This is a genomic window from Variovorax sp. VRV01 (assembly GCF_014852545.1).
In the GTDB taxonomy this organism is placed as follows: domain Bacteria; phylum Pseudomonadota; class Gammaproteobacteria; order Burkholderiales; family Burkholderiaceae_C; genus Variovorax; species Variovorax beijingensis_A.
In genome coordinates, this window is sequence record NZ_JACVBS010000009.1 from 276,932 (window position 1) to 292,188 (window position 15,257).

At 67.2% G+C, this 15,257-nt stretch carries 17 protein-coding genes; 10 read left to right on the forward strand and 7 right to left on the reverse strand.

Annotated elements, in window-relative coordinates; all coding sequences use genetic code 11:
* Nucleotide 1: 1 nt before the first annotated feature.
* The 3 genes from IB278_RS18295 to IB278_RS18305 all read right to left on the reverse strand — a co-directional run bounded on the left by IB278_RS18295 (nucleotide 2) and on the right by IB278_RS18305 (nucleotide 4,032).
* On the reverse strand, nucleotides 2–445 hold the full coding sequence (locus IB278_RS18295; RefSeq protein ID WP_145747465.1) for a hypothetical protein: 444 nt from the start codon (nucleotides 443–445) through the stop codon (nucleotides 2–4).
* A 3-nt stretch (nucleotides 446–448) separates the two neighbouring features.
* Nucleotides 449–2,791, reverse strand: a complete 2,343-nt coding sequence (locus IB278_RS18300; protein ID WP_192324682.1) for a type VI secretion system Vgr family protein — start codon at nucleotides 2,789–2,791, stop codon at nucleotides 449–451.
* Nucleotides 2,792–2,895: 104 nt separating this feature from the next.
* Nucleotides 2,896–4,032: an iron-containing alcohol dehydrogenase gene (locus IB278_RS18305; protein ID WP_025569389.1), complete on the reverse strand. Its 1,137-nt coding sequence runs from the start codon at nucleotides 4,030–4,032 to the stop codon at nucleotides 2,896–2,898.
* A 69-nt stretch (nucleotides 4,033–4,101) separates the two neighbouring features.
* On the opposite strand from IB278_RS18305, the gene IB278_RS18310 reads away from it, so the two are divergent.
* Nucleotides 4,102–5,079, forward strand: coding sequence for an alpha/beta hydrolase (locus IB278_RS18310; RefSeq protein WP_145747467.1), 978 nt, complete (start codon nucleotides 4,102–4,104; stop codon nucleotides 5,077–5,079).
* A complete protein-coding gene (locus IB278_RS18315; RefSeq protein ID WP_145747468.1) occupies nucleotides 5,076–5,954 on the forward strand; it encodes a YbgC/FadM family acyl-CoA thioesterase in 879 nt (292 codons plus the stop codon). The genes IB278_RS18310 and IB278_RS18315 overlap by 4 nt, the downstream gene beginning before the upstream one ends.
* 21 nt (nucleotides 5,955–5,975) lie before the next feature.
* On the opposite strand, the gene IB278_RS18320 is transcribed toward IB278_RS18315, so the two are convergent.
* On the reverse strand, nucleotides 5,976–6,848 hold the full coding sequence (locus IB278_RS18320; RefSeq protein WP_192324684.1) for a hypothetical protein: 873 nt from the start codon (nucleotides 6,846–6,848) through the stop codon (nucleotides 5,976–5,978).
* A gap of 150 nt (nucleotides 6,849–6,998) precedes the next feature.
* Nucleotides 6,999–7,925: a YgfZ/GcvT domain-containing protein gene (locus tag IB278_RS18325; protein ID WP_192324686.1), complete on the reverse strand. Its 927-nt coding sequence runs from the start codon at nucleotides 7,923–7,925 to the stop codon at nucleotides 6,999–7,001.
* Between the two features lie 124 nt (nucleotides 7,926–8,049).
* Here IB278_RS18325 and mltG point away from each other — a divergent pair, with 124 nt between their 5' ends.
* The 7 genes from mltG to IB278_RS18360 all read left to right on the forward strand — a co-directional run bounded on the left by mltG (nucleotide 8,050) and on the right by IB278_RS18360 (nucleotide 13,335).
* Entirely contained in the window at nucleotides 8,050–9,072 is a 1,023-nt protein-coding gene (mltG, locus tag IB278_RS18330) for an endolytic transglycosylase MltG (RefSeq protein WP_145747470.1), read from the forward strand.
* Nucleotides 9,069–9,728 carry a dTMP kinase gene (gene tmk / locus IB278_RS18335; protein WP_192324688.1) on the forward strand — a complete coding sequence of 220 codons (660 nt, stop codon included), beginning with the start codon at nucleotides 9,069–9,071 and terminating at the stop codon, nucleotides 9,726–9,728. The genes mltG and tmk overlap by 4 nt, the downstream gene beginning before the upstream one ends.
* A complete protein-coding gene (locus tag IB278_RS18340) occupies nucleotides 9,725–10,747 on the forward strand; it encodes a DNA polymerase III subunit delta' (protein ID WP_192324690.1) in 1,023 nt (340 codons plus the stop codon). Before tmk ends, IB278_RS18340 begins: the two co-directional genes overlap by 4 nt.
* The gene (locus IB278_RS18345; RefSeq protein WP_012747958.1) at nucleotides 10,744–11,124 is read left to right on the forward strand and encodes a PilZ domain-containing protein; all 381 of its coding nucleotides are present in this window, start codon (nucleotides 10,744–10,746) and stop codon (nucleotides 11,122–11,124) included. Before IB278_RS18340 ends, IB278_RS18345 begins: the two co-directional genes overlap by 4 nt.
* A 129-nt stretch (nucleotides 11,125–11,253) precedes the next feature.
* On the forward strand, nucleotides 11,254–12,063 hold the full coding sequence (locus IB278_RS18350; protein ID WP_192324692.1) for a TatD family hydrolase: 810 nt from the start codon (nucleotides 11,254–11,256) through the stop codon (nucleotides 12,061–12,063).
* Nucleotides 12,060–12,737 carry an ankyrin repeat domain-containing protein gene (locus IB278_RS18355; RefSeq protein WP_192324694.1) on the forward strand — a complete coding sequence of 226 codons (678 nt, stop codon included), beginning with the start codon at nucleotides 12,060–12,062 and terminating at the stop codon, nucleotides 12,735–12,737. Before IB278_RS18350 ends, IB278_RS18355 begins: the two co-directional genes overlap by 4 nt.
* Nucleotides 12,738–12,849: 112 nt before the next feature.
* Nucleotides 12,850–13,335 carry a DUF2726 domain-containing protein gene (locus IB278_RS18360; RefSeq protein ID WP_145747474.1) on the forward strand — a complete coding sequence of 162 codons (486 nt, stop codon included), beginning with the start codon at nucleotides 12,850–12,852 and terminating at the stop codon, nucleotides 13,333–13,335.
* Between the two features lie 193 nt (nucleotides 13,336–13,528).
* Here the strand turns inward: IB278_RS18360 and IB278_RS18365 are convergent, their stop codons facing one another.
* Nucleotides 13,529–13,909 (reverse strand): cupin domain-containing protein, encoded by a 381-nt coding sequence (locus tag IB278_RS18365; protein WP_025569378.1) that lies wholly within the window; start codon nucleotides 13,907–13,909, stop codon nucleotides 13,529–13,531.
* A 185-nt stretch (nucleotides 13,910–14,094) separates the two neighbouring features.
* On the opposite strand from IB278_RS18365, the gene IB278_RS18370 reads away from it, so the two are divergent.
* Complete coding sequence (locus IB278_RS18370; RefSeq protein WP_192324696.1) at nucleotides 14,095–14,517, forward strand: secondary thiamine-phosphate synthase enzyme YjbQ; 423 nt, start codon at nucleotides 14,095–14,097, stop codon at nucleotides 14,515–14,517.
* Between the two features lie 55 nt (nucleotides 14,518–14,572).
* On the opposite strand, the gene IB278_RS18375 is transcribed toward IB278_RS18370, so the two are convergent.
* Nucleotides 14,573–14,779 (reverse strand): dodecin, encoded by a 207-nt coding sequence (locus tag IB278_RS18375; protein WP_025569376.1) that lies wholly within the window; start codon nucleotides 14,777–14,779, stop codon nucleotides 14,573–14,575.
* Nucleotides 14,780–15,257: the final 478 nt, after the last annotated feature.

Genomic DNA, 15,257 nt, shown 5'->3' on the forward strand with positions numbered 1-15,257 from the left:
ATCAGCGCCCTGCGCCGCGGATCACCAGCGGGGTGCGCCTGCGGTCGATGGCCAGCCGCGACGGGTCCTGCGGGTCCTGCAGCAGATGGATCTCGGGCCGGCCCGCGGAGAAATGGGCCAGCAGGTCCTCGTCGATGAGTGTGCGCAAGGTGGCCTGCTGCTCGATGCCGTCGGCATCGACGTAGGCGACGCCCAGCTGCACGGCCGTCAAGCGCTGGCCGACGGGGCCGCGCCGGGAGTAGCCGCTGGGCGAGCGCACCAGGGAAACCGCGACGCCCTGCAGCGGGCGCCCATCGGCCTGCAACTGCTGCCACAGCCGGCCTTCCTCGGCATAGGCGCGATGGCTCATCAGCGACACGCTGAGCACGATCCCGGCGAGCACGATCACACCCAGGCTGACGATGCCGAACACTCCCCACAGCACGATATCGAGCACGTTGTCCACGCCTCAGAGCAGGATCTTGAGCGCCTGGATGCCTGCGCGCAGGCCACCCGTCTTGATCTCCGTGCCCACGAGCTGGATGAGCGCACCGGCATCCCCCAGCGACATGGCCTTGTTCTTCCACTCCGCGCCCACAGCCTCCAGTTTCACGCCGATGGCTTGCGCCTGCACGCCGATGGCCATCGAACGCACGGCCACCACGCCCAGCGAAATGCCCGACACGTCCATGTTCAGGCCGGTGCCGCCCAGGCGAAACCACCTCCAGTCGCTGCTCTTGGCGTAGTTGTTGGTGTAGGTGGCGGAGTTGTTGGTGTAGTTGACCGTCAGGTTGTTGTAGGTGTTCGAAGTCGTGTTGTAGACGTTGGTGTTGATGACGTGCTGCGTCGTGTTGTGGATGTGGTTGGTCGTGTTGAAGGTCACGTCCGGCGAGGTGTGCACCGTCGGGCCGGTGACGGTCGTGGTCGACGGGCCGTTGACCTTGACGTTGTTCGAGGTGTTGATGGTGTCGCTGCGGCCACCGCTGACAAAGCGGATCTCCTGCCCGTCGATGGTGCCGTGGAAGCCGCCGGTGATCGCCAGTTTCACGCCTCCCGAGATCGTGTCGTCCAGCCCGCCGCTGAGCGTGCGCTTCTTGCCACCCGAAATCGTCTGGGTCACGCCACCGCTGACCGTTTCGCTGAAGCCGCCGGCCACGTCGCGCGTGTCGCCGCCGGTGATGGTTTCCTTGGCGCCCGCGGTGATGTCGCGCGTCTCGCCGCTCTGGTAGGTAGCCGACTCGTGGCCCTTGATGAGGGTGGTGCGGGTGCCGTCGGTGGTGTGGGTTTCGTCCGCCTCCACTTCGACGTCGAGGTTGCGCTCGGCATGCAGCAGGATCTGCTCGGCGCCCGTGCGGTCCTCGAAGCGCAGCATGTTGGCCTGGTTGGCCGCGCCGCCGCTGCTGGAGCGCGTGAGGATGCCGCTGGCCGTGGCGTTGGCGGGCAGCTCCCAGGGCGGCATCTGGTCGTTGTTGTAGACGCGGCCGGTGATGATGGGACGGTCGGGCTCGCCGCCGATGAAATCGACGATCACTTCCTGGCCCACGCGCGGCATGTGCATGGTGCCGTAGTTGGAGCCGGCCCAGTTGCTCGACACGCGCACCCAGCACGAGCTGTTCTCGTCCGACTGGCCGTAGCGGTCCCAGCGGAACTGCAGCTTCACGCGCCCGAAGCGGTCGGTCCAGATTTCTTCGGGGCCGACCACGGTGGCGGTCTGCGGGCCGTTGGTGCGCGGCTTGGGCGTCTTGCGCGCGGGGCGGTAGGGCACGCTGGAGGGCAGCACGGTGAAGTCGAACTCGCACACCGATTCGGCGGTGCCGCCGGTGGCGTACTCGGGCTCCTGCAGGTCGTAGCGGGTCTGGGTGACGAGGTATTCGCGGTTGTCGGCCTCGCGCGGGCAGTGCGTCATCTGGAACAGGTAGCCCGGTGCCATGCCGGCCACGTTGGTGTGCCCCGTGGCCAGTTCGTGCGCGCACTGCAGCTCTTGAAGGCGGATCTTCGCGTAGCTGTCGCCCTGGTCGTTCTCGCTGTAGCCGCCCAGCCATTCATAGACTTCGTAGCCTGAATGATCGTGGCCTTTCGGGTCCTGCTGCACGCTCTGCAGAGAGGCGCGCGACTTCCTGAAGTCGAAGTCGTCGAGCATCACGCGGCCCGAGGTGATCTGCTCCGAGATGCGCCACTGGTCGATGCAGGGCTCCATCGCATTCACCACGCGGTCGCGCGGACGGTAGGCAATGGTGGCGTGGCCCGGCAGGGTGCTGTAGCCGCCCACGTCGTCGGCCAGCACCAGCAGGTGCGAGCCGTTGCGGTGCTCGAAATGGTAGGCGATGCCCTCGTGCTCCATGAGGCGGCAGACGAAGGCGAAGTCGCTCTCCTGGTATTGCACGCAGTATTCCCAGGGCCGGTAGCTGCCCGAGAGGCGCTTCTCGTACTCGAAGCCGTATTTGCCGAGCACCTCGTCGAGCACCTCGGGCACGCTCTTGTTCTGGAAGATGCGGCAGTCGGTGGTGCGCGTGAGATACCAGAGCCAGGGTTGCACCAGCGCGCGGTAGATGTAGTGGCGGCCGGTTTCGTTGGCGCGGCCCACCAGCTCGAAGCGCACCACGGTGCCGTTGAGAAAGCGCGAGGCGCCTTCGTCCTGCAGTTCGAGCGTGAGCGAAGTACCCAGCAGCGTCTTCAGGTCGAGATTGAAGCTCGGGCTGACCATGTCGACCTCGAACTCGAACAGCTGCGAGAGGCCTTCCTGTCCCCGCATCGCGCGGAACTTGAGCTGCTCGGCGTTGAGTACGGTGTGAACCTGGACGGTACGTGGCATTCGAAATTTCCCTGGCCCTTGGGGCTTCTGCGAATGCGAAGCCTTCGAGTGCCAGTCTAGAAATTCCTTATGTCATATACATGACGCGAGAGGGATCTCCTCCCTTACATCGAGGCTTCGAGCATCGCCTTGTAGTCGTCGCGCGAAGCCAGCCGCGGGTTGGTCTTGTGGCAGTGGTCGGCCATGGCCCCGTCGATGATCTGCTCGAACAGCGCAGGCGTGACGCCCACTTCGGCCAGGCCCTTGGGCAGGCCGAGGCGCGCGTTCATGTCGCGGATCGCGTCGCCGAGATCGCCGGGCGAATCGAGGTGCATGGCCCTCGCCATGCGCTGCAGCCGCTGCTCCTTCTGCACCGATTCGGCGCCCGCATTGAAGTGGATCACGGCCGGCAGGAAGAGGGCGTTGAGCGTGCCGTGGTGCAGGCGCGGGTCGACGCCGCCCAGGCTGTGGCTCAGCGAATGGACGCAGCCCAGGCCCTTCTGGAACGCCATGGCGCCCTGCATCGACGCGCTCATGAGATTGAGGCGCGCCTCGCGGTCGCTGCCGTCTTTTGTGGCGCGTTCGATGTGCAGCCAGGCGCGCTCCAGGCCGTCCAGGCCGATGCCGTCGGCCGGCGGATTGAACGCAGCCGACATGAAGGTTTCCATGCAGTGCGCAATGGCGTCCATGCCGGTGGCGGCGGTGAGCCGGGGCGGCAGGCCGAGCGTGAGCTCGGGGTCGCAGATGGCGGCCTTGGGCATCAGGAACCAGCTGTGGAAGCCGAGCTTGCGGTGGTCGTCGACGATCACGATGGCGCCGCGCGCCACCTCGCTGCCGGTGCCGCTGGTGGTGGGCACCGCAATGAGCGGCACCGCGCGCTCGGTGATCTTGGGCGAGCCGCCCTCGATGGTGGCGTAGGTCTTGAGCGGGCCTTCGTGCGTGGCCGCAATCGCCACGCCCTTGGCGCAATCGATGGCGGAGCCGCCACCCACCGCGATGAGTCCGTCGCAGCGGCCGCTGCGGTACAGCTCGACGGCCGCCCGCACGGCGGCCTCGGTGGGGTTGGAAGGCGTCTGGTCGAACACCGCCACCTCGAGGTCGGCAATGGCATCGAGCGCCTTCTGCAGCACGCCGGCCGCGCGCACGCCCGCGTCGGTCACGATCAGCGGCCGGTTGATGCCGATGCGCGCGCATTCGCTGGACAGCAGCTGGATGGCGCCGAATTCGAACTGGATCTGGGTGAGGTATTGGATGAGGGCCATGAGGTGGGTTTGCCTGGGGCAGTACGATTGCAGACCACCCAAATCTAACAAGCAGGGACAGTCTTGCACATGAACAAAACCCTTGCCGCTGTCGCGCCCGGCACATGGCAGCCGCCGCTCACCGCGAAGATGGCCGGCGTGGTCGAGCGCATGGCGCGGGCCGGCCATCCTTCGCTCGACCAGCTCACACCCGACGAGGCCAAGGCATCCTACGAGAAAGGCGCGGGCGTGCTCGAAGTGCCGAAGCCCGCGCTGGCGCGCGTCGATGATTTCACCATTCCGGCGCGCGATGGCTTCGCGATTCCTGCGCGGCTCTACGCCCCGTCGGCAACGGCGGTGCTGCCGGCGCTGATGTATTTCCATGGCGGCGGCTTCACGGTCGGCAACATCCGCACGCACGATACGCTGTGCCGCGTGCTGAGCAGCAAGAGCGGCTGCGCGGTGGTGTCGGTCGACTACCGGCTGGCGCCCGCATTCAAGTTTCCGACGGCATCGAACGATGCATGGGATGCCTTCGCCTTCCTCGCCCACGAAGGGGGCCGCGTCGGCGTCGACATCGAGCGCCTTGCGGTGGGCGGCGACAGCGCCGGCGGCACGCTGGCCGCTGTGTGCGCCATCCTCGCGCGCGACGCGGGCCTGCCGCTCGCGCTGCAGATGCTCATCTATCCCGGCACCGCGGCGCACCAGGACACGGCCTCGCACCGGCGCTACGCCCATGGCCCGCTGCTGACCAAGGCGCTGATCGACTATTTCTTCGGCCAGTACGTGCGCACGCCGGCCGACCGCGACGACTGGCGCTTTGCGCCGCTGCTGGCCGACGACGTCGACGGCGTGGCGCCTGCATGGATCGGCCTGGCCGAATGCGATCCGGTGGTGGACGAGGGCATTGCCTACGCCGACAAGCTCCGTGCCGCGGGCGTGGCGGTCGACCTGGAAATCTACCGCGGCGTGATCCACGAATTTCTGAAAATGGGCCGCGCCATCCCCGAGGCGCTGCAGGCGCAGGACGACGCGGCCCGTGCACTCAAGGACGCACTGAACCCATGACCGACGAAGCCACGCCCCAACGAAAAGACTTTCGCTTCTTTCACCGCCTGCGCGTGCGCTGGGCCGAAGTCGACATGCAGAAGATCGTATTCAATGCGCACTACCTGATGTACTTCGACACCGCCATTGCCGACTACTGGCGTGCGCTCGCGCTGCCGTACGAAGAGGCCATGCATGCGCTGGGCGGCGACCTCTACGTGCGCAAGGCCACGGTCGACTTTCGCGCCTCCGCGCGTATGGACGACGTGATCGACGTGGGCATGAAGTGCGCGCGCATTGGCAATTCGTCCATCGTCTTCGAGGGCGCGCTGTTCCGGCAGAACCAGTACCTGGTGGGCTGCGAACTCGTCTATGTGTTTGCCGACCCGGCCACGCAAACCTCGAAGCCGGTGCCGCCTGCCTTGCGCGAAATCCTCACGGGCTTCGAGGCCGGCGAGCCGATGCGCACGGTGGAAACGGGCGGCTGGAAAACGCTGGGCGAAGGCGCGGGTGCGCTGCGGCGCGCGGTCTTCATCGAGGAGCAGAACATTCCCAAGGAACTGGAGTGGGACGCGCACGATGCCGTGGTGCTGCATGCGGTGGCCCGCAACCGGCTCGGCCAGGTGATCGCGACCGGCCGGCTGCTCGACGCGGTCGACGGCACGGCCATGCTCGGCCGCATGGCCGTGCACCGCGCGCTGCGCAGCGGCGGCCACGGTGCCGCCGTGATGCAGGCGTTGGAGGCGGCCGCCAAGGCGCGCGGCGACCGCGAGATCGGCCTGCATGCGCAGCGCAGCGCCGAGCGCTTCTATGCGCGGCTGGGCTACGCCGTGCATGGCGAGCCTTTCGAGGAAGCCGGCATTCCGCACATCGAGATGCGCCGCACGCTGGCCTGATCGCAGCGCCCGAGACGGCGCTCAATAGCGCGCCGGCGGATCGGGCACGTAGCCCATCTCCGAACCCGGGAAGGCGGACGGGCCCTCGGGGCGCGGCCAGCGAGCGGGTGGAGGCACCGGAATCACACCCGCGGCAATGAGGTTCTCGCGGCTGTCGTAGCGGATGCGAACCACCTCGTCGGGCGTGGACTGTGCGCGTTCGAAGGTGGTGTGGCCTACGTGCGAGGTCTCGCGCCGGCCGTGGGCGGTGCCCAGGCTCGGGCTGGGCGGCGATGGCCGGGCCAGGCTGCCTTTCGCCGATGCGGCGGATTCAGCGCCCAAGGCGCTGTCGGCGGAGCGGGCCTGTGCGGCAGGTGCAGCGGGTGCGGCCTCCGCCACCGCCGGCGGCAGCGAAGGCGGCTCGGGCACACGCTCGTGGAACATCGCGACGCCGATCACGCCCACGTCGTCCGGCCGCCCAGTGCGGCTTGCGTACGAATTGCCGATGGAGGTGAATTCGAAGGCCGCGATCTGCGAATCGCTCTTGCGCCAGCCGGTGATGTCGCTGCGCTCGCCACCGGAAAACACATAGCCGTTCTGCAGCACGCCCGCGGTTTCGCCCGTCACGATGTTGACGCCGTCCACCGACATCACGGCCATGACGCGTTCGCCCACCGCATTGCGCGCGCGGATCGCGTAGCGCGTGCCGGGCCGGCCCGCTACCCAGTATTCGCCGCGGTGGCGGTAGATCGGCAGTTCGCGGCCGCTCGCGCGGTCGACCACGCTGAGCTGCATCAGCGAACCGATGCGGTTGAAGGTCGAAGGCGGCGGCCGCACCGGGCTTTCGGCGCATGCCGGCAGCACGCCCAATGCGGTCCATGCGAGGGCGGTCGAGAAGAGGAGTCTGCGCTTCATGATGGTCTTTCCTTGCCAGGAGTGGATCGGTACGGCTTCTACGGAGCAGCGCCGGCGGCAGGGTTAAACGCGCGCAAGAAAATGGCGCTGCCTCTTTCGGGGCAGCGCCAGGCGTCCAAGTCTTCGGACGCTGGGGGATTCGAAAAAAGACTAGATGTCTTCGAGCAGCGGATACGGCAGCGGCTCGACCGTGAGCGCCGGCCCGCCGGCGCTGCCCGCATGCAGCCCGCCGGTTTCGAGCGCCGAGATCTGGATCGAGATCAGCGCGGCCCAGCCGCCGCCGGGCGCCGGCGCGGCCTGCGCCACCGTGCCTACGGGTTGCTCGGCATCACCGGCCGCGAACACTTCCTGCCCGGCGCCGAGGGGTGCATCGGCTTGCACGAGGTAGGCGCGCCGCTTCAAAGTGCCGCGGAACTGGCTGCGCGCCACGATTTCCTGGCCCGGGTAGCAGCCCTTCTTGAAGTTCACGCCGCCCACGGATTCGTAGTTGATCATCTGCGGCACGAAGGCCTCGACCACCGGCGTGGTCACGGTCACGATGCCGCTGCGGACCTCGCTCCATTGCCACAGCTGCGCATCGAGCGCCGGACCCGTGGGCGCCGGGCTGCCGGCCGGGGCGATCCACATGGCGCGCGGCACGCCGTCGGCCGGATAGAGCGACACCGCGCTGACGCCGTCGCCGATGGCGGTGCGCTGGCCGGGCAGGGCGGTGGCATCGAGGCCGTTGGCCGCCAGCGCGGTGCCGGCAAGGCCATAGAGCGCGAATTGCTCGGTGGCGTCGGTGAGCTTGGCCTTGGCGCGCAGCACGTACATCGACAGGCGCTTGAGCGTGGCGGCCAGGATGTCGCGGCTGCAGACCAGCAGCACCAGTTCCGGCTGCGGCCGGATGCCGACGAAGCTGGCGATCACGCGGCCCTTGGCGGTGCAAAGCGCGGCCAGGCGGGCCTCGGTGGCGCCCAGCAGCGCGAAATCCTGGGTGAGCTGTCCATGCAGGAAGCTGGCGGCATCGGGTCCCTCGGCGCGGATCACGCCAAGGCCGGAAAGAGCGGTAACACCATTGAGAACGGCAGTAGTCATCGCTGAATTATCATGGTCGGAGCCGTTCCGTCCGGTCCGCAGGGAATCCCGCCCCGGTTCCCGCAGGGCCACCGACTTTTCGCCCTGATTCGTTTTTCTTTTCTCCGCTATTTCATCCGGACCCGTGCGCCGCTTCTTCCTCACGCTTTTCCTGCTCGCCGCCCTGGCTGCGCTCGGCCTCGGCGCCGCCGGCCTCTGGTGGGTGCACCAGCCGCTCAAGCTGCCCGCGCCCAGCGTCGATCTTTCCGTGGAACCCGGCACCACGCCGCGCGGCGTTGCGCAGGCGGTGGCCGATACCGGCACCGAGGTGCAGCCGCAGCTGCTCTATCTCTGGTTCCGCATTTCAGGGCAGGACCGCCAGATCCGCGCCGGCAGCTACGAGCTGGAGCGCGGCATCACGCCCAAGATGCTGCTCAACGTGCTGGTGCGCGGCGAGGAGGCCACCCGCAGCATCGTGCTGGTCGAAGGCTGGAACATCCGGCAGGTGCGCGCCGCGCTCGCCAAGGCCGAACAGCTCAAGCCCGAAACCGTCGGCCTGCCCGACGACGCCCTGATGGCCAAACTCGGCCGGCCCGGCGTGCATCCCGAAGGCCGCTTCTTCCCCGACACCTACACCTACTCGAAGGGCTCGACCGACATCGCGCTGCTGCAGCGCGCCATGCGGGCCATGGACAAGAAGCTCGAAGCGGCATGGGCCGCCCGGGCGGCCGATTTGCCGCTTCAATCGGCGGATCAGGCGCTGATCCTGGCCAGCATTGTCGAAAAGGAGACAGGAAAAGCCAAGGACCGCTCCGAGATCGCCGCCGTTTTCGTCAACCGGCTGCGCGCCGGCATGCCGCTGCAGACCGACCCGACCGTGATCTACGGCCTGGGCACCGCGTTCGACGGCAACCTGCGCAAGAAGGACCTCTTGACCGACACCCCCTGGAACACCTACACGCGCGGCGGCCTGCCGCCCACACCCATCGCCATGCCGGGCAAGGCGGCGCTGCTGGCGGCGGTGCAGCCGGCACAGAGCAAGTCGCTGTACTTCGTGTCGCGCGGCGATGGCACCAGCCAGTTCAGCAGTTCGCTCGACGACCACAACCGCGCGGTCAACCGCTACCAGCGCGGCGGCGGCGAAACCAAACCGAAAGTTGCGCAATGAGTGACGGCCTGTTTCTGACGCTCGAGGGCATCGATGGAGCCGGCAAGTCGAGCCATCTCGACGCGATGGAGGCGCTCTTCAAGGCCCGCGGTCGCACGGTCGTGCGCACGCGCGAGCCCGGCGGCACGCCGCTCGCCGAAACCCTGCGCGGCCTGGTTCTCGAACAGCCGATGGACCCGCTGACCGAATCGCTGCTGGTGTTCGCGGCGCGGCGCGACCACATCGTGCAGATCATCGAGCCGGCGCTGGCGCGCGGCGACGTGGTGCTGTGCGACCGCTTCACCGATGCCACCTTCGCCTACCAGGGCGCGGGCCGCGACTTCGATACGCAAGTGCTGTCGACGCTGGAGCAATGGGTGCAGGGGGGCAGGGGAGCGGCAGGGCTGCTGCAGCCCCATATCACGCTCTGGTTCGACCTGGCGCCCGAAATTGCTGCCCAGCGTCTGGCGGGCGCGCGCCTGCCCGACAAGTTCGAGTCCCAGCCGGTCGAATTCTTCCGGCGCGTCGCGGCGGGCTACGCGGCCCGTGCGGCAGCCGATGCGCCGCGCTTCGTGCGCATCGACGCCAGCCAGACGCGCGACCAGGTCTGGCAGCAGGTCGAGGCGGCGCTCGTTGCGCGCGGCGCGCTGGCACCCGCAGGCGGAGCGCCGCGATGAGCACGCCCGCGCTTTCGCCCTGGTTGCATCGGCCGCTCGCGGAACTGCTGCGCCAGCGCGGCCATGCGTGGCTGCTGCAGGGGCCGTCGGGACTCGGCCAATACGAACTCGCGCTCGCGCTTGCCGCGGCCTGGCTGTGCGAACAGCCCAACAAGGAGGAGGGCGGCACCGCCTGCGGCCATTGCCCGAGCTGCCACGCCATCGAGGTGCGCACCCACGCCGACCTTTGCGTGCTGATGCCCGAGGTCGCCATGCAGGAGCTTGGCTGGCCGCTCGACGAAAAGGCGCAGGCCGACATCGACGACAAGAAGCGCAAGCCCAGCCGCGAGATCCGCGTCGAGGCCATGCGCGATGCCGTCGGCTTTGCCCAGCGCACCAGCGCGCGCGGCCGCGGCAAGGCGGTGCTGGTGTATCCCGCCGAGCGCATGAACACCATCACCGCCAATGCGCTGCTCAAGACGCTCGAGGAGCCGGTCGGCGACGTGCGCTTCGTGCTCGCCAGCGAGGCGGCCTGGCAATTGCTGCCGACCATCCGCAGCCGCTGCCTGGGCTTCACGCTGCCCTGGCCCGAGACGGCCGAGGCCGAAGCCTGGCTGGCCGCGCAGGACGTGCCCGCCGCCGATGCCGCCGCATTGCTGCGCGCCGCCGGCGGGCGCCCCAGCGATGCCTTGCGGCTTGCGCGCTCCGGCCAGTCGCCCAAGGCCTGGTCGCTCTTGCCCAAGGCCGTTTCGCGCGGCGACGTGGCCGCGCTTGCGGACCAGTCGCCATCGCAGGCCATCGGCTCGCTGCAAAAGCTTTGCCACGACCTGATGGCCGTTGGCAGCGGCGCCGCGCCGCGCTTCTTCGATGCCGCCGACCTGCCGCCCGCGGTACCTTCGCACCTGGCGCTCGCGCGCTGGTCGAAGTCGCTCGCGAACGCGGCCAGGACCGCCGAACACCCCTTCAATGCGGGCCTGATGCTGGAAGCGCTTGTGAGCGAAGCGCGAACCACCCTAAACTCTGCTGCTCGCCGCCCATGAACCAACCAGCCGCACCCGCACCCGCCGCCCCGGCGCCTCAACGGCCGAGCGTGATTCAGCTCGCCATCAAGGAAAAGGGCGCGCTCTATGCCGCCTACATTCCGCTCTTTGCCGAAGGCGGCATCTTCATTCCGACCACGCGCGAATACCGGCTGGGCGACGATGTCTACGTGCTGCTGACCCTCCCTGAAGACCCGCAGCGCTACCCGGTGGCCGGCAAGGTCGCATGGATCACGCCGCAGCGCGCCGCGGGCAACCGGGCACCGGGCGTGGGCATCCGTTTTCCGTCGGACGAGAAATCGCGCCAGCTCAAGGCCCGCATCGAAGCGGCGCTCGGCGGCTCGATGGCTTCCGACCGGCCAACACAAACCATTTAGCTCGCCCCCAGGCTGCGCGCACTTCGTGTCGCTACGCCCACCCCCTACCGGGGGCCATACCAGCGGCCCGGCAGAGCCGGTTCCGCGGTATTTCTGGAATGGGGCCAGCCGCCGCTCCTCTGATACGACATGTTCACCGATTCCCACTGCCACCTCACTTTCCCCGAGTTCGCGGACCAGATGCCGCAAATCCGCGCCGCCATGGCCGAGGCGCAGGTCGACCGGGCCCTGTGCATCTGCACCAAGCTCGAGGAGTTCGACGATGTGCAGGCGCTGGCCGCACGCTACGACAACTTCTGGGCCAGCGTGGGCGTGCACCCCGACAACGAGGACATTGCCGAGCCCACGGTGGACGACCTGGTGCGCCGCGCGGCCTTGCCGCGCGTGGTGGCCATCGGCGAAACCGGGCTCGACTACTACCAGATGGAAGAGCGCAAGGGCGGGCGCAGCATTGCCGACATGGAATGGCAGCGCGACCGTTTCCGCGTGCACATCCACGCCGCGCAGCAAACCCGCATGCCGCTGGTCATCCACACGCGCGAAGCCTCGGCCGACACGCTGGCCATCCTCAAGGAGGAGGGCGAGGACGGCGCCGGCAACGCTGCGGGCGGCGTGTTCCATTGCTTCACCGAGACCGCCGAAGTGGCGCGCGCCGCGCTCGACCTGGGCTTTTATATTTCCTTTTCGGGCATCCTGACCTTCAAGAAGGCGCAGGACCTGCGCGACGTGGCGGCCTTCGTGCCGCTCGACCGGATGCTGATCGAAACCGACAGCCCGTACCTGGCGCCCGTGCCATACCGCGGCAAGACCAACAATCCATCCTACGTGCCCTTTGTGGCGAAGCAGATCGCCGAACTGCGCAAGCTGCCGCTCGAAGCCGTGGCCGAGGCCACGAGCCACAACTTCGAAGCGCTGTTCAAGGGAGTCAAAGCAATATGAAGAAATACATCAAGAAGTTCTTGTATCTTGCTGTCGTAACAGCAATTTTTTCCGCCAATGCAGGCTCGTTCGAAGACTTCTTCCGGGCCGTGCGCGGCGACAACGCGAGCGGCGTGCGCACCCTGCTGAACCGCGGTTTCGACCCCAACACACGCGACGAGCACGGCCAGACCGGCCTGATCATTGCGCTGCGCGAACCGTCCCCCAAGGTGGTCCAGGTGCTGCTCGAATCGCCGCAGACCGACGTCGACCTGGCCAATGCCAAGGACGAAACCCCGCTGATGCTGGCCGCCATCAAAGGCCAGCAGGACGTGGTCGCGCAGCTGCTCAAGCGCGACGCCGCCGTCAACAAGACCGGCTGGACGCCGCTGCATTACGCCGCGAGCAGCGGCCAGCTGAGCATCATGAAGGTGCTGCTCGACAAGTTCGCCTTCATCGATGCGCAATCGCCCAACGGCACCACGCCGCTCATGATGGCCGCGATGTACGGCTCGACCGAGGCCGTGAAGCTCCTGCTGGCCGAAGGCGCGGACACCACGATGAAGAACCAGCTCGGCATGACGGCCGTCGACTTCGCGAACAAGGCCAACCGTCCGGAAGCCGCGCAGCTGATCGCGGCTGCGGCTGGCGCCAAGGCCGATTCCAAGGCCATTCCGAAGGATGGCAAATGGTGAGCTTCCATACGCTCCATTGAGGGCCGGTCCGCCGCATCGGCAGGCCCGGGAAAACGCCAAAAAAAGGGCGCCCGCGCCTCGTGCGAGACTCTGCGCTGAAGGAGAAGCAGAGATGAATACGTTCCTATTCATGGTCTTTTTGCTGGCCGTCGGACTGCTGGTGCTCGCAGCGGTCGCCAAAAAGAGGTCGGCACAAAACAGCAGCGGTTTCGTCGACAAGCCCAAGGCGCGCCCGCCGCTCACGGCGCGCGAGCAGGCCATGTACAACCGGCTCGTGCAGACGCTGCCGGACCTCGTGGTGCTGCCGCAGGTCAGCTTCGGAGCATTGCTCACGGCCCGCACGCGCGCGGCGCGAAGCTCGTTCAGCCGGAAGATCGCCGACTTCGTCGTGTGCGACCGTTCGTTCAAGGTCGTGGCCGTGGTCGCGTTCGGCGGCGACAAGAGCAGCAAGGGCAAGTCGCAGCGCGACCTGGACCGCGAGGCGCTGCTGGTGGAGGCCGGCTACCGCGTACTGCGCTATCCGCGGGTGCCGGATGTGGGGCGCGTGGAGGCCGACTTCGATCCGACGCTGGCGTCGGTGAGTCCCATGGGTTCCTGAGGGCGGGCTGGGTTTTGCCGGGATTGGCGTCCGAGCAGTCCATTCGAAAGGAACACAATGTGCATTATGTTAAATAACATTGATGCCAACTCCTCCCTGCAGGACCTTGCCGTCCATGCCCCACTGCTTTCTTCTGCAGTTGCTGCGGTAAATCCTTGTCGCCATTGGCAGTCGGCCGGCAGCCCCGTCGGGATCAGCTCTTGGGCTTTGCGTATTCCTCTGCGCTGATCACCTCGAAGCCAACGAACGGGTCATTGCCTTCGACCCATGCGTCATGGCCCGGTGGAATGGTGTACGACATGCCTTCCTCCAGGGTGGTCTTCGAGCCGTCATTCATTTGCACGGTTATCCGCCCGGAAACCACGTACCCGACGTGAGCGACCTGGCAACTCTCCGTGCCGACGACCGGCTTGATGCACTTCGACCAGCGCCATCCGGGCTGGAACTTGAAGCGTCCCAGCGTGTATCCCTCGAGGCGGACCACTTCGACGCGCGTTTTTTCCGGCTCCCGAACCTCGTCCGGCTCGTCATGGGATTTCGTCTGAAGCTTGGTGACATTCATAGGACTTGCCATCACTACTCTCCTTGCACGAGTGAGCAGTTGGTCCGCGGCAGCCTCGTGCGAAACCGCGCGTCGAACGATTGCATGTTAGTCCCGGGCCACGCTCGTCGGCGACTCATTTTTCGCCCGGTAGGTACCCCGGTGGCGTGCATCTCGGGCACGTACGCGGAATTTCCAGCGCTAAAGTGCTGATTGCGATGCTCAGCCAGACCACCACCACGCTCGACTTCGACACCGATGGCCGCGGCCTTCTGGAAATCACCGGCACCGTCGCGCAATGGGTCGAACGCACCAGCTTTCAAACCGGGCTGCTGACGCTCTTCATCCGCCATACCTCGGCCAGCCTGCTGGTGCAGGAGAACGCGGATCCGGATGTGCAGGCAGACCTCGACCGTTTCCTTGCGCGCCTGGTGCCCGACGGCGATCCGCTGTTCCGGCACCGCGACGAAGGGCCGGACGACATGCCGGCCCATGTACGTTCGGCGCTGACCGCGGTCCAGCTTTCGATTCCCGTGACGAACGGGCGCATGGCCCTGGGCACCTGGCAGGGCATCTATCTGTGGGAGCACCGGGTGAGGCCGCATCGCAGGCAGGTGGTGCTGCACCTGATCGGGTCCTAGGGGCCCGCCCATCGACCACCGCCCTGCTCTCTTGCACCCGGCACGCCGCTCGCGGCTACTCCAGCGTGAACCCGATCTTCACCGTCACCTGCCAGTGCGCGACCTTGCCGTCCACCACGTGGCCACGCGTCTCGGTGACAGTGAACCACTGGATGTTGCGGACTGTCTCGTGCGCCTTGGTGATGGCCGTCTGCACGGCATCCTCGATGCCGATCGGCGACGAGCCGGTCAGCTCGAGCGACTTGTAAACGTGATTCGACATGTCTTTTGCTCCTTGAATTGGTGCGCCGCAGCTGCTCTCCGTGCGGATCGGCCGCACGGCACACATGTTGACCCCTCGGCTCGCTTGTTGGAAGTGCCGGGCGACGGGTTTTTCGCGCCGCGCGAGTGCGGTGTGGAGCAGGCACGGTCTTTGCATGACCGAAAGCTCACGGTGTAACGAAGCACTGTTTTGGTGAGGTTTCCGCGGTCCAGCGGAGCCCGGAGCGTGAAGAGCGCCCAGCACCCCCCGCCCGCGCTTCCGCAGGCATTCCTACCCCCTAACCCCGCCGAACAACGCGGCCCCGCAAGGGCTGCGCTTCGGCATTTGCATTGTTGTTTCGAATCAGCTGATTCCCCGAAAGGCCCACCCATGATGAAGAAACTCAAGCTCGTGATGGTCGGCAACGGCATGGCCGGCGTGCGCACGCTGGAGGAGCTCCTGAAGCTCGCGCCCGACCTGTACGACATCACCGTCTTCG